Raw genomic sequence first — 11800 nt, 5'->3', positions numbered from 1 at the left:
ACGCGATCGTCCCCGACGGCAGCGTCGTCGGGCGGCACGCCGCCCGGCGCGAGGCCGCCTGACCGACCGGCCCGCGCGGCCTCCCGCCGGAGGCCGCCGCGGGCCCCGTCCGGCACCCGCCGGAACCGTGGTCGGACCGCAGCGTGAGACCGTGCCCCGGTCGGGCCGCACGGTCCCGGGAGCGGACGTAGCGTGACGGCATGACACGTCGTCTCCGCATCGGAGTCCAGCTCCAGCCCCAGCACGCCGACTACCCCCAGATCCGCGACGCCGTGCGCCGCGCGGAGGACCTCGGCGTCGACGTCATCTTCAACTGGGACCACTTCTTCCCGCTCTACGGCGACCCCGACGGCAAGCACTTCGAGTGCTGGACGATGCTCGGCGCGTGGGCCGAGCAGACGAGCCGCGTCGAGATCGGCGCGCTCGTCACCTGCAACTCGTACCGCAACCCCGAGCTGCTGGCCGACATGGCCCGTACGGTCGACCACATCAGCGGCGGCCGGCTGATCCTCGGCATCGGCGCCGGCTGGTTCGAGAAGGACTACGACCAGTTCGGTTACGAGTTCGGCACCGCGGGCTCGCGGATCGCGGACCTCGCGAGCGCCCTGCCCCGGATCAAGGAGCGCTGGGTGAGGTCCAACCCGGCGCCGACACGCGAGATCCCGGTCCTCGTCGGCGGTGGTGGTGAGCGCAAGACGCTGCGCGTCGTCGCCGAGCACGCCGACGCGTGGCACTCGTTCGGCGACGTCGACACGCTCGTGCGCAAGAGCGCGATCCTCGACGAGCACGGCGAGGCCGTCGGCCGGGACACGGGCACCCTCGTCGAGCGCAGCATCGGCGTCCAGGCCCCGCCCAGCGAGGTCGCCGACGCGCTCGTCGACGCGGGCGTGACGCTCTTCACCGTCGGCGCGTCGGGACCGGACTACGACCTGTCGCTCGCCGAGCAGTGGGTGGCCTGGCGCGACGCCCAGGGCTGACCCCGCACGCCCCCTCGAGCCGGGCGCGACGTGCGCCGGTCAGTGCCAGAGCCCCGAGGCGTCCGGCACCGTCGGCCCGCACGTCCCGCCCGGCTCGATCGTGGCCTCGAAGTGCCACACCTCGTTCGCGAACACCTGGCACAGCCCGAACTCCGCGCCGTGCTCGAGCAGCCAGTACGCGCCGTCCGTCGGGCCGACGTCGATCGCGGTGCCCGCGACGTGCGCCGAGCCGTCCACGGGTGCGACCCACCGGTGCGCCTCGTCCTGCGAGCCGTACCGCGCGAGGGCGTCGTCGACGAGCGACTGCTGCTGCTCGGCCGTCCGGTGCCCGGACGTGATCGTCAGGTCGACGCCGTCCTCGGTGGCCGCCGCGCGCGCGGCGTCGAACCGCCGCAGGAGCTCCGCGTCGAGGCCGTCGACCGCGCGCGGGGGAGCGGCCGCCGGGTCGGCGAGCCCCACGCCGTCCTGGGGGTGACCCGCGTCGGACAGGGCGGGTGGTGCGAGCACGGAGTCGAGCGCACCCGATGCGAACGCGGCCGCACCGACGGCCGTCACGGCGGCGGTCGTGCCGACGACGAGCGCGGGCACGAGGCGGAGGGGGGAGCGGGGTCGGGTCGTCCTGCTGGTCATGGCTCCAGCGTCGGCAAGGACGTCCGGTGACCGCGTCGGAGCGGCGGCCGAACCGTCCGCGGCCGATCGACGGAAGGTGCCCGCCCGGTGTCCGTCCCGGGTCTGACCCGCCGGTCCCGGATCTCCGTCCGGGGGCGGTCGGGCGGCGCGCAGTCGCGCGGTTAGCGTCGTCTGGTGCACCCGACCGCGCCCGACCCCGGGTCCACCACGCCCGACGCGGCCGTCGCCCCGACGTCCGGCGACGTCCGTGACCTCCTGCTCGGCGTCGCCGTCGGGCTCGCGTGGTGCGTCGTCGTCGAGGTGCTGCGCTCCTCGGACTGGTGGAACCCGCGGTGGGTGTCCGCGTGGTGGTGGTGCGGGCTCGCGCTCGCGGTCGTCGTCGCGGCGTGGCGGCGGCACCCGCGCGCGACGTTCTGGGGTGTCGTCGTGGGCTACCCGCTCGTCTACCGCACGGGCCTGCAGTCGGAGCTGCACCTCGCCCCGCTGCTCGCCGCGGCCTTCGTCGGCGCGCGGGCGGGTGCGGTCGCGCCGGTCGTCGCAGCCGTCGCGACCGTGGGCGGCACGCTGGCCCTGCTCGTGCCCGGCGGGCTCGCCGTCACGCACGACCTCGACCTGTGGCTGCTGCCCTGGATGCCGCTCGTCGACGTGTCCTACTCGGTCGCGCTCGCGACGCTCGCGTGCGCGGCGGTGGTCCTCGGCGCCGTCGTCCACCGCCTCGAGCGGACCAGCGCCGACCTGGCGGCCCGCAACGCCGAGCTGCGCCGGCTGCAGGAGGTACGCACCGAGCGCGCGGTGCTCGCGGAGCGGACCCGGATCGCGCGGGAGCTGCACGACGTCGTCGCGCACCACGTCAGCGCGATCGTCGTGCGCGCGCAGGCGGCCAACCGCGTCGCCGGGCGCCGCCCGGAGGCCACCGCCGAGGCGACCGCGTGGATCGCCGGCGCGGGCAAGGAGGCGCTCACCGCGATGCGCGGCCTCGTCCACGTGCTGCGCGCCGACGACCGCGCAGCCGCCGCCCCCGACGCCCGCGACCCGGGGACGGCCGGGTCGTCCGCCTCGGCGGGCGTCTCCGCCGAGCTCGCCCCGGCACCCGGGGTCGACGACGTCGCACGCGCGGCGCAGCGGCTGCGCGAGGCCGGGGTCGCCGTCGACCTCACGCTCCCGGACCACGTCGACCTGCCGCCCGACGTCGCGCTCGCCGTCGCCCGTATCGCCCAGGAGGCCCTGACGAACGTCCTGCTGCACTCCCGCGCGGCACGCGCCGAGGTCCGCGTGGACGCCCGGGGCGACGCCCTGCACCTGCTCGTCCGGGACCCCGGCCCGCGCCGCGCCGCGAGCCCGTCCGGCGGGCACGGCCTGGTCCACATGCGCGAGCGGGCGCGCGCGTGCGGCGGCCGCCTCGACGCGGGTCCCGCTGACGACGGCGGGTGGACGGTGCACGCGTCCTTCCCGACGACGACACCGGACGGTCCCGACGTCGCCCTGACGGGGGCGGCGCGGTGACGGTGCGCGTCGTCGTCGTCGACGACCAGCCGACGATCCGCCTGGGGCTACGCATGATCCTCGAGCACGAGGACGACATGGTCGTGGTCGGGGAGGCCGGCACAGGCGCCGACGCGGTCGACCTGGTCCGGACGACGCGCCCCGACGTCGTCCTCATGGACATCCGCATGCCCGACGGCAACGGCATCGACGCGGTCGCGGCGCTCGTCGCCGACCCGACGCTCCCGGGCACCCGCACGATCATGCTCACGACGTTCCACGACGAGGAGTACGTCGTCGCGTCGCTGCGCGCGGGCGCGGACGGGTTCCTGCTCAAGGACGCGGACCCCGCCGAGCTGGTCGCCGCCGTCCGGCGCGTCCACGCGGGCGACTCGCTGCTCGACCCGTCGGTCACGCGGGACGTCGTCGCGCGGTACGTGCGGCTCGCAGAGGCCGCCGACGCGGTCCGGTCGCGCACCGCCTCACCAGCGGCACGACAGGTGCTCGACCGGCTCACGCCGCGCGAGCGCGACGTGCTCGTGCACCTCGCGACCGGGGCCACGAACGCCGACGTCGCGACCGCGCTCTCGCTCACCGAGGCCACCGTCAAGAGCCACGTGAGCTCGATGCTCACGCGGCTCGGCCTCGCGACGCGCGTGCAGCTCGTGGTCGCCGCGTTCGACGCGGGCCTCGTCCGCCCGGCCGGCGACGGGGGAGCCGACGCCTGAACGGCCGCGTCGCCGCCTCGGGCGTGCCGTCGCCGCGGAGTGCGCGACCTGGACGCCCGAGCGGTCGGGTCGCCACCTCGGCCCGGGGGGCGCCGCGCGCCGTGCGTGACCCCGACGTGCGCACGTGGCAGCGCCGGACGGCGCCCCCTACGGTCGAGCCGTGACCGACCTGCGCCACGTCCTGACCGCCCGCCTGCGCCTCGACGCCGTGCGCGTCGACGACACCGAGCCGGTGTTCGTGCTGAACGCCGACGCGCGGCTGTGGGAGCACCTGCCGTCCGGGCGGCACACGTCGACCGACCAGACCCGCACCCAGCTCGAGCGGTACGCCACCGCGTGGGACGACGACGGCCTGGGCTACTGGACCGCGCGCGACCGTGCGGACGGCCGGGTGGTCGGCATCGGCGGCGTGACGCTGCGCGAGGGCACCGTCTGGAACGTGTACTACCGGTGCGCGGTCGAGGCGCAGGGTCGCGGGCTCGCGCACGAGCTCGCGAGCGCCGCGCTCGACGCCGCCCGCGACGTCCGGCCCGACGTCCCGGTCGCCGCATACCTCCTCGAGCACAACGCGGCGTCCCGCCGCCTCGCCGAGCGTCTCGGGCTCACGCTCGCCTGGCGCGGACCCGACGTGGGCAACCCCGACCCGGACGCGGTCCGGCTGGTGCTCGCGGACCGGCCGCTCGACGCGGACGCGCTCGCGGTGATGACGACCAGCCCGTGACGGTCGCTCGCTGCGCGGGACGTCCCGCTCAGACGACGAGCGACTGGCCCCCGTCGACGAACACCTCGGTACCGGTGACGTGGCTCGCGCCGTCGGACACGAGGAACGCGACCGCGTCCGCGACCTGCGACGCGCGTCCGGGCTCGGACCCCGTGAGCGGGATCTCGCCGTCGGGGAACTCGACCGTCACGCCCAGGCGCTCGGTGTTCCGCTGCTCGGTGTTGTCGCTGATCTCCGTGTCGATCGCGCCCGGGCACACGACGTTGACGCGCACGCCGCGCGGCGCGAGCTCGACCGCGAGCATGCGCGCGAGCGCGACCTGCCCCGCCTTGCTCGTCGCGTACGCGGACGCGCCCGAGTTGCTGAACGTCCGCGTGCCGTTGATGGACGAGACGACGACGACCGCACCGCCCTGCCGCACGAGCAGGGGGACCGTGTACCGGAGGGTGAGGAACGTGCCGGTGAGGTTGGTGCCGATCGTCGCGTCCCACTCCTCGGGCTCGATCTCGTCGACCGGCGCCCACACGCCGTTGACGCCCGCGTTGGCCACCACGACGTCGAGCCGGCCGAGCTCCTCCTCGACACGCCGCACCACGTCCCGCACCGCCGCGGCGTCGGCGACGTCGGCCGCGACCGGCACCGCGGTCCCGCCGGCGTCGCGGATCTCCGCGGCGACCTCGTCGGCGCTCTCCTGCCGGTGCCCGAGCACCACGACCGTCATGCCGTCGGCCGCGAGCCGCAGCGCGCTCGCCCGGCCGATGCCCGACCCGGCGCCCGTCACGAGCGCCACCTTCTCCGCCGCCACCATCGCGCGTCCTCTCGCCGCCACCCGGCCGCCGCCGCCCTCCGGACCACGACCGCGTGCGATCCGTCGACCGTAACCGCGGGTCCGGGGCGCCGCCCGCCCGGTGATCGGCGAGTGCGCCCGCCCGTCACCAGCGGATCGTGAACCAGACGACCTTCCCCGCGCCGCGCGTCGGGCGCCATCCCCAGCCCGACGTCACCGCGTCCAGGATGTGCAGGCCGTGACCACCCGGCAGCCCCTCGCGTCCCGTGCGGCGGCGGGGGGCCGTCGCGGTGCCGTCGTGCACCTCGAACGTCACCTCGCGGTCGCGGTGGACCGCTCGCACCGTGATCGCCTGCGAACCGGGCGCGTGCCGCACCGCGTTGGTGAACGCCTCGCTCATCGCGAGCTGGACGGAGTCGACCACACGCTTGGGCGCACCGGCGTCGCGCGCCCGCTCCATCGACCACGCACGCGCCCGCGCGAGGGACCCCACGGAGGACGCGAACGAGCGTTCGTTGCCCTCGACCTCCGCGTGCACCCGCCGACCGTACCCGCCCGGACGCGTCCGTGCGCACCGGCGACGGGCGCGTCGCCCGGTCGGCCAGGCGGCGGTGTCGCGCGTCGCGTACGACGGTGCCCGCGTCGAGTCGTCATACTGGGCACGTGACGTCACCGACACGCCTGGACGGCGCAGACGCCCCGCAGGACGGCCTTCGGGTCGACCCCGAGCACCCGCACGTGCTGCGCGTCGACGGCGACGTCGACGTCGCGTCCGTCCTCGACCTCGCCGACGAGCTCGGCGTCGCGCGCGGCGAGCTCGGTCCGACCCTCGTCGCCGCCGGGGTGCGCGAGATCGACCTGACCCGGGCCACGTTCATCGACTCCTCGGTCATCGCGGTGCTCGTGACCGTCGCGTCTCACCAGTCGTCGCGCGTCCCGCTGCGCGGCGCGTCGGGCAGCCCGCTGATGGCGCTCGAGGCCTCGGGCGTCGTGTCCATGTTCGACCGGGACGGCGAGGGCGACCGGGACGACGCCGCCCGCTGAGCCGGTTAGGCGTGCACCGTGCGCGCCGTCCCGCCCACGGGCACCCCGGCGGTCGGCAGACCCGCCGCTCGCCACGCGCTGAACCCGCCGTCGACGTCCGTCGCCCGGTGCAGCCCCAGGTCGGCGAGCGACGCCGCCGCGAGGCTCGACGTGTACCCCTCCGAGCACAGCACGACGACCTCGACGTCGTACCCGGTCGCCTCGGGGATGCGGTGCGCGCTCGCGGGGTCGAGCCGCCACTCGAGCACGTTGCGCTCGATGACGACGGCGTCCGGCACCTCGCCCTCGGCCGCCCGCTGCGCGGCGGGGCGGATGTCCACGAGGAGCGCACCGCGCTCGACCGCGGCCCACGCCTCGTGCGGCGTGAGGCGGTGCAGGCGCGCGCGAGCCTCCGCGAGGACGTCGTCGATCGTGCGGCGGCGCACCGCGGCGGTCACGCGTCCGTCTCCGGCTCGTCGGTGTCGACGGTGCGCGTCGGCACCAGCACGCCGTCCGGCCCCGCACCCCAGTAGGTCATGCGGGTGAGCGGGGGAGAGTAGGCGTGGATGCTCACGGCCGGCTCCGTCCCCGCGTTGACCACGTCGTGCAGATCACCCGGCTCGACCGTCTGGGTGCGCCCGGCCGCGAAGCCCTGCGGGACGGGCGCGCCGTCGTCGCCCGGGCGGAGCTCGGTCAGGGTGCCCGCGGCGACGGTGAACGCCGCGGACGACCGACCGTGGTCGTGCAGCTCGGTGCCCTGCGCGGGCAGCCACGTGAGGAGCCACACGTCGACGCCGGCCGGTGCGTCGAGCCGGGTCCACCACCGTCCGCTCTCCTGGAAGCGGACGAGCGGACGCCAGCGGTCCGGGCGCGCCGCGATCGACCGCACGAGGTCGGCGAGCTCCGCGGTGCGGAGCGTGCCGGGTGCGGCGGCTGCGACGGGTGCGACGCGCGGGGCGGGTGCGGTCGCCGTGGTGGGCGGCAGGGTCAGGTCGAGGGTCATGGTCGTGTCTCTCCGGTGCGTCGAGAGGCCGACGCGGCGGCTGCGCGCAGGAGGCGCACGCGTCACGGCGTCGACCGGGGGCTGCTCCGGCGTGGTCGCCGGTGGATCAGGACGGGCAGCAGCGGCGACAGCGACACGACCGGCGCGCGAGGGCCGGCGACGCGGGGACGCGGACGGAGGAGGACGTCGTGGTCGGCACGGGTGGGTCCTTCCTCTGGGCGTCGACGGGCGGGAGACGACTCGCTCCCGGCAGGCGGCAGACGTCACCACAGCGCTGCTCGCAGGGCAAGGGGGAGCGGCGCACTTCCCACGATCCGGATGGCACGGCGTCGCGCGCAGGCGTGGGGCGGCCCTGCTGCGCGGCCGGGGCGGAGATGTGGCGGTACGACGAAGGCCCCCGCTCGGCGTGGTGCCGGGCGGGGGCCTTCGTGGGAAGCTCCCTCGACTGGACTCGAACCAGTAACCGTCCGATTAACAGTCGGATGCTCTGCCAATTGAGCTACGAGGGATCGCGCGGGAAGAAACTCTAGCAGCCGTCGGAGGGTGCTCCGGACCACCCGAGGCGCCCGGCGGCCACCCGCGTCAGCGGGGCAGGCCGACCGCGTCGCGCGCCTCGGCCTCGGCGACGTCGAGCGCCGCGGAGACGACGGGGTCGTCGACGTCCACGCCCGCGTCGCCCAGCACCTGCGTGAAGATCTCGCCCTCCTCGTCGCGCCGCAGCGCGAGCCGGACCTTGCCGCCGCCGGGCACCGTGACGGGCACGGCGTGGACGACCGACTGCTGCACGCGCTCGCGGAACGTCTGCGTGAAGCCCACGGACGCGGAGTCCTGCGCGAACGGCAGGCGCGACGTGCCGCCCCAGACCCAGGTGACCGTCAGCACGCGCGTCGCGGGGTCGAGCGACCCGCGGTCCACCTCGCTCCAGGGGACGCGGGCGACCTTGCCGTCCTCGAGGAGGTGCAGCGCCCGACGGGACGCGACCGCCCACCGGCCGTCGCTCAGGTGCGCCTCGACGAGGACGCGGTCGCCGGGGCGCAGGTCGAGCAGCGCGCGGTCCGCCGCGGGGAGCCGGCGTCGACGGGAGAGAGCCACCGGGCAACGGTACCCGCGCGGGGTGCGGCGCCCGCGCACGCGCGGGGAGGGACGTCGGGTGGGGCAGGTGGGGCTTGAACCCACGACCCACGGATTATGAGTCCGCTGCTCTGACCGGCTGAGCTACTGCCCCGAGGCGGAGCCCAGGCTACGGCAGTCCCCTCCGGTCGCGGGGGTGCCCGTTCGCTGCCACGATCCGACGCGACGGAGCACGGGGGACGACCGGGGGGAGAGCGGGGTGGTGAGGCGCAGATGAGCGGGAACACGACGCACGCCGAGCACGGCTGGGAGCTCGCGGCGCGGGCCGGGTACGCGGTGAGCGGGGTGCTGCACGTGCTCATCGGCGTGCTGGCCCTGCAGGTGGCGGTCGGCAGCGGGAGCCAGCAGGCCGACCAGTCGGGCGCGCTGGGGACGGTCGCGTCGACGCCGTTCGGCGGCGCGGCGCTGTGGTTCTTCGTGGTGGCCTTCGCGGCGCTGGGCGCGTGGGAGGTCGCCAAGGCCGTCCGCGGTGCGCCGCCCACGTCGGGTGGTGGCGCGCAGGGCTCGCGGACGAACGGGTGGCGTGCCAAGGCCGCGGGCCGCGCGCTCGTCTACCTCGCGCTCGCGGCCGCGTCGTTCGCGTTCGCGCGTGGCGGCGGCACGTCGAGCGAGCAGCAGACGGCCGACCTCACGTCGCGCCTCATGTCCGCGCCCGGCGGTCGGATCCTCGTCGCCGCCGTCGGCCTGGCCGTCGTCGGCGTGGGCGCGTACCACGTGGTCAAGGGCTGGAAGAAGAAGTTCCTGGCCGACCTGCACCGCCTGCCGTCCGGGACGGCGGGCCGCGTCGTGGAGCGTCTGGGCGTGTGGGGCTACGTGCTCAAGGGTGTCGCGCTCGGCGTCGTGGGCGTGCTGTTCGTCGTCGCGGCAGCCAAGGCCGACCCGCAGGCGGCGGGCGGCCTGGACCAGGCGCTGCACACCCTGCGCGACCAGCCGGGCGGGCCGTTCCTGCTCGGCGTCGTCGCGCTGGGGCTCGTCGCGTACGGCGGGTATGCGTTTGCCCGTGCGAGATACGGGCGGCTCTGAAGTTCACCCGTTTGCCGCACGCAACTGACGCGGAGTTTCTTGACTAACTGTCCAGAAACGGTCATAGTTCTTGTTGTCAGCGACAACGGCAAACCCGCCGCAAGGTGGGGACGCAAAGCCACGGGACCCACGAGGTCAGCCGAGCTACCGAACGACAGGAGATGACCATGGCTGTGACCACCGACGCCCCCCTCACGCAGGGTGCCCTTCTCACCCCCGGCGAGGTCGCGGTCCTGTTCCGCGTGGACCCCAAGACGGTGACGCGCTGGGCCCAGGCCGGCAAGCTCTCGGCGGTCCGCACGCTGGGCGGGCACCGTCGCTTCCACGAGGCCGAGGTGCGTCAGCTCCTCCAGGGCGTCCCCACGCAGCGCGCGGGCGAGTGACCTTCCGCGGCTGCGCCGCGACCTGCACGACCCCGGGACGCCGGCGGTGACACCAGTCGCCGCCGGCGTGCTGCTGTGTCCGGGCGTGGGGTGACGCCCCACTCGGCGGTGCGGTCAGCGGACCGTCGTCAGGACCGCCGACCGCACGTCCTCGAGCGAGCGCTCCGGCTGGAACACGAGCCACTCGAGCCCGGCCACGACCGTGGCACCGAACAGCGCCGCCGCCGTGAGCGACGGGTCCCGGTCGGGCCATGCCGCCGCGACGGCACCGGCGAACACCCCCATCGCGTCGTCCCGCAGCGCGCGGATCGAGTCCTGCCACTGCCGGCCCGTGCGGAAGACCTCGGCGACCATGACCTTCGCGAAGTCGGGGTGGTCGCGGACCTGCGTGAGCAGCTCGGTGACGAGCGCGTCGACCGCGTCGGTGCCGGTCAGGCCGTCGGCGGCCGCCCGCAGCGCCGCGGTGAGCCGCGCGACGCCCTCGGCGATGATCGCCTCGAACAGCTCGGCCTTGGAGCCGAAGTTGTAGAACACCGACCCCTTCGCGACGCCCGCCGCGGCGGCGATGTCGTCGACGGCGGTCGCGGTGTAGCCGCGCTCGGCGACGAGCGCGAGGGCCGCGTCGACGATGTGCCGCCGGGTGTCGGTGGTCCGCATGCGTGCAGCCTCCCAGAACGTGCGCCCGCGGGCGCCGGTCAGATCGTGAGTGCGGGGTGCAGGCGCGAGAGCGTCCACGTGCGCATGCGCCCCGCCCGCCACGACGTCACCGCGAGCGACGCGACGAGGAGCGTGACGAGGTAGGCGACCGCGGTCCAGAGCCGCCCGTCGGGGTTACCCGTCAGCAGCGCCCGCAGGCCGTCGACGCCGTAGCTCATGGGCAGCAGCGGGTGCAGCGCCCGGAAGAACGCCGGCGACGTCTCGACCGGGTACGTGCCGCCCGCCGACGCGAGCTGGAGCACGAGCAGCGCGAGCGTCGCGATGCGTCCGGCGGCCGTGCCCAGCAGCGCGAGGAGCATCTGCTGCACCGCGAGGAAGGCGGCGACCACGAGCACGGTGAACGCGAGCGCGCCGACCGGGTGCGTCGGGGTCAGCCCGACCCCCACCCGCAGGACGGTGAGCAGCACCACGACCTGCACGATCCCCATGACGAGTGCGGGCGCGTACCCGGAGAGGGCCGCACGGGCGCCGCGCGCGGGCGTGGTGAGCGCACGCGGCGGCACGGGCCGCAGGATCATCCACGTCACGACGCCGCCGAGGAACAGCGCGAGCGGCAGGAAGAACGGGGCGATGCCCTCGCCGAACCCGGCCGCGGTCGCGCGGTCCGTCGCGTCGAGCCCGACAGGCTCGGCGATCGCGGCGGCACGCGCCGCCCGGGTGCTGTCGTCGTCGGCCGGGACCTGCGCCGCACCGTCGTCGAGCGAGCCCGCGAGCGTGGCCGTGCCCGCGCCGAGCTGCCCGGTGCCGTCGACCAGCCGGGACGCGCCGTCGGCGACGTCCTGCGCGCCCGACGCGACCTGCGCGGTGCCGTCGGCGAGCGTACGCGTGCCGTCGCGCAGCGACCCGGCCCCGGCGGCGACCTGCGCGGTCCCGTCGTGCAGCGCAGCCGCACCGTCGGCGACCTGGCGGGCGCCCGTGTCGAGTGCGTCGAGCTGCTGCCGGGCCGCGGCGAGGGTCGCGGCGTCGGGCAGCCGGTCCGCGGTCGACGCGAGGTGCGCGAGGATCTGCGCGGCGTCGGCGTCGCCCGCCTGCGCGCGTGCGGTGAGGTAGGCGGTGAGCGTCTGCAGGTCGGCGGGCAGCCCGGACACGCCCGCGACGAGCCCGTCGACCTGCGCGGCCGCGGCGTGCACCCCGTCGGCGACCTGGGCGCTCCCGGTCGCGAGCCTCCCGGCTGCGGTGTCGGCCTGCGTCGACC

Annotated in this window: 15 protein-coding genes, 2 tRNA genes and 1 riboswitch; of the genes, 7 read left to right on the top strand and 10 right to left on the bottom strand. The window is 75.9% G+C overall.

Annotated elements, in window-relative coordinates; all coding sequences use genetic code 11:
• Nucleotides 1-200 precede the first annotated feature (200 nt).
• On the top strand, nucleotides 201-977 hold the full coding sequence (locus tag CTKZ_RS01880) for an LLM class F420-dependent oxidoreductase (protein WP_124341344.1): 777 nt from the start codon (nucleotides 201-203) through the stop codon (nucleotides 975-977).
• Nucleotides 978-1016: 39 nt separating this feature from the next.
• Here CTKZ_RS01880 and CTKZ_RS01875 read toward each other — a convergent pair whose 3' ends face one another.
• On the bottom strand, nucleotides 1017-1607 hold the full coding sequence (locus tag CTKZ_RS01875) for a M15 family metallopeptidase (protein WP_124341343.1): 591 nt from the start codon (nucleotides 1605-1607) through the stop codon (nucleotides 1017-1019).
• A 174-nt stretch (nucleotides 1608-1781) separates the two neighbouring features.
• On the opposite strand from CTKZ_RS01875, the gene CTKZ_RS01870 reads away from it, so the two are divergent.
• The 3 genes from CTKZ_RS01870 to CTKZ_RS01860 all read left to right on the top strand — a co-directional run bounded on the left by CTKZ_RS01870 (nucleotide 1782) and on the right by CTKZ_RS01860 (nucleotide 4538).
• Nucleotides 1782-3110 carry a sensor histidine kinase gene (locus CTKZ_RS01870; protein WP_124341342.1) on the top strand — a complete coding sequence of 443 codons (1329 nt, stop codon included), beginning with the start codon at nucleotides 1782-1784 and terminating at the stop codon, nucleotides 3108-3110.
• On the top strand, nucleotides 3107-3817 hold the full coding sequence (locus CTKZ_RS01865; protein WP_124341341.1) for a response regulator: 711 nt from the start codon (nucleotides 3107-3109) through the stop codon (nucleotides 3815-3817). The genes CTKZ_RS01870 and CTKZ_RS01865 overlap by 4 nt, the downstream gene beginning before the upstream one ends.
• 160 nt (nucleotides 3818-3977) lie before the next feature.
• Nucleotides 3978-4538 (top strand): GNAT family N-acetyltransferase, encoded by a 561-nt coding sequence (locus tag CTKZ_RS01860; protein ID WP_235843129.1) that lies wholly within the window; start codon nucleotides 3978-3980, stop codon nucleotides 4536-4538.
• Nucleotides 4539-4566: 28 nt separating this feature from the next.
• Here CTKZ_RS01860 and CTKZ_RS01855 read toward each other — a convergent pair whose 3' ends face one another.
• Together CTKZ_RS01855 and CTKZ_RS01850 are read right to left on the bottom strand one after the other, a co-directional pair.
• Nucleotides 4567-5346, bottom strand: a complete 780-nt coding sequence (locus CTKZ_RS01855; RefSeq protein ID WP_124341340.1) for an SDR family oxidoreductase — start codon at nucleotides 5344-5346, stop codon at nucleotides 4567-4569.
• 124 nt (nucleotides 5347-5470) lie between these two features.
• Nucleotides 5471-5863: an ATP-binding protein gene (locus tag CTKZ_RS01850; protein ID WP_124341339.1), complete on the bottom strand. Its 393-nt coding sequence runs from the start codon at nucleotides 5861-5863 to the stop codon at nucleotides 5471-5473.
• Nucleotides 5864-5988: 125 nt separating this feature from the next.
• Here CTKZ_RS01850 and CTKZ_RS01845 point away from each other — a divergent pair, with 125 nt between their 5' ends.
• A complete protein-coding gene (locus CTKZ_RS01845) occupies nucleotides 5989-6369 on the top strand; it encodes an STAS domain-containing protein (RefSeq protein WP_124341338.1) in 381 nt (126 codons plus the stop codon).
• A 5-nt stretch (nucleotides 6370-6374) separates the two neighbouring features.
• On the opposite strand, the gene CTKZ_RS01840 is transcribed toward CTKZ_RS01845, so the two are convergent.
• The 5 genes from CTKZ_RS01840 to CTKZ_RS01820 all read right to left on the bottom strand — a co-directional run bounded on the left by CTKZ_RS01840 (nucleotide 6375) and on the right by CTKZ_RS01820 (nucleotide 8576).
• Entirely contained in the window at nucleotides 6375-6806 is a 432-nt protein-coding gene (locus CTKZ_RS01840) for a rhodanese-like domain-containing protein (protein WP_200829614.1), read from the bottom strand.
• On the bottom strand, nucleotides 6803-7351 hold the full coding sequence (locus CTKZ_RS01835; protein WP_124341337.1) for a cysteine dioxygenase: 549 nt from the start codon (nucleotides 7349-7351) through the stop codon (nucleotides 6803-6805). The genes CTKZ_RS01840 and CTKZ_RS01835 overlap by 4 nt, the downstream gene beginning before the upstream one ends.
• A gap of 436 nt (nucleotides 7352-7787) precedes the next feature.
• A tRNA-Asn gene (locus CTKZ_RS01830) sits at nucleotides 7788-7860 on the bottom strand.
• A gap of 73 nt (nucleotides 7861-7933) precedes the next feature.
• The gene (locus CTKZ_RS01825) at nucleotides 7934-8443 is read right to left on the bottom strand and encodes a hypothetical protein (protein WP_124341336.1); all 510 of its coding nucleotides are present in this window, start codon (nucleotides 8441-8443) and stop codon (nucleotides 7934-7936) included.
• Nucleotides 8444-8502: 59 nt separating this feature from the next.
• Nucleotides 8503-8576: transfer RNA gene (locus CTKZ_RS01820), tRNA-Ile, on the bottom strand.
• A 119-nt stretch (nucleotides 8577-8695) separates the two neighbouring features.
• Between CTKZ_RS01820 and CTKZ_RS01815 the strand changes: the two genes are divergently transcribed.
• Together CTKZ_RS01815 and CTKZ_RS01810 are read left to right on the top strand one after the other, a co-directional pair.
• Nucleotides 8696-9505 carry a DUF1206 domain-containing protein gene (locus CTKZ_RS01815; protein WP_124341335.1) on the top strand — a complete coding sequence of 270 codons (810 nt, stop codon included), beginning with the start codon at nucleotides 8696-8698 and terminating at the stop codon, nucleotides 9503-9505.
• A 77-nt stretch (nucleotides 9506-9582) separates the two neighbouring features.
• Nucleotides 9583-9657: riboswitch (cyclic di-GMP riboswitch) on the top strand.
• Between the two features lie 15 nt (nucleotides 9658-9672).
• Entirely contained in the window at nucleotides 9673-9888 is a 216-nt protein-coding gene (locus CTKZ_RS01810; RefSeq protein WP_200829613.1) for a BldC family transcriptional regulator, read from the top strand.
• A gap of 114 nt (nucleotides 9889-10002) precedes the next feature.
• On the opposite strand, the gene CTKZ_RS01805 is transcribed toward CTKZ_RS01810, so the two are convergent.
• On the bottom strand, nucleotides 10003-10545 hold the full coding sequence (locus CTKZ_RS01805) for a TetR/AcrR family transcriptional regulator (protein WP_124341333.1): 543 nt from the start codon (nucleotides 10543-10545) through the stop codon (nucleotides 10003-10005).
• Nucleotides 10546-10583: 38 nt separating this feature from the next.
• Nucleotides 10584-11800, bottom strand: a 1217-nt coding sequence (locus tag CTKZ_RS01800) for a YhgE/Pip family protein (protein ID WP_160142801.1), incomplete at its 5' end; no start/stop codon positions are given.

This window comes from Cellulomonas algicola, assembly GCF_003851725.1.
Classification (GTDB): domain Bacteria; phylum Actinomycetota; class Actinomycetes; order Actinomycetales; family Cellulomonadaceae; genus Cellulomonas; species Cellulomonas algicola.
The sequence above is the reverse complement of the archived record's forward strand: the minus strand, read 5'-3'. Positions and strand labels throughout refer to the sequence as shown.

Excerpts from the sequence above, each read along its gene's own strand:
- CTKZ_RS01880 (WP_124341344.1), top strand. The coding sequence starts at position 201 with ATGACACGTCGTCTCCGCATCGGAGTCCAGCTCCAGCCCCAGCACGCC.
- CTKZ_RS01810 (WP_200829613.1), top strand. The coding sequence starts at position 9,673 with ATGGCTGTGACCACCGACGCCCCCCTCACGCAGGGTGCCCTTCTCACC.
- CTKZ_RS01805 (WP_124341333.1), bottom strand. The coding sequence starts at position 10,545 with ATGCGGACCACCGACACCCGGCGGCACATCGTCGACGCGGCCCTCGCG.
- CTKZ_RS01815 (WP_124341335.1), top strand. The coding sequence starts at position 8,696 with ATGAGCGGGAACACGACGCACGCCGAGCACGGCTGGGAGCTCGCGGCG.
- CTKZ_RS01855 (WP_124341340.1), bottom strand. The coding sequence starts at position 5,346 with ATGGTGGCGGCGGAGAAGGTGGCGCTCGTGACGGGCGCCGGGTCGGGC.
- CTKZ_RS01875 (WP_124341343.1), bottom strand. The coding sequence starts at position 1,607 with ATGACCAGCAGGACGACCCGACCCCGCTCCCCCCTCCGCCTCGTGCCC.
- CTKZ_RS01835 (WP_124341337.1), bottom strand. The coding sequence starts at position 7,351 with ATGACCCTCGACCTGACCCTGCCGCCCACCACGGCGACCGCACCCGCC.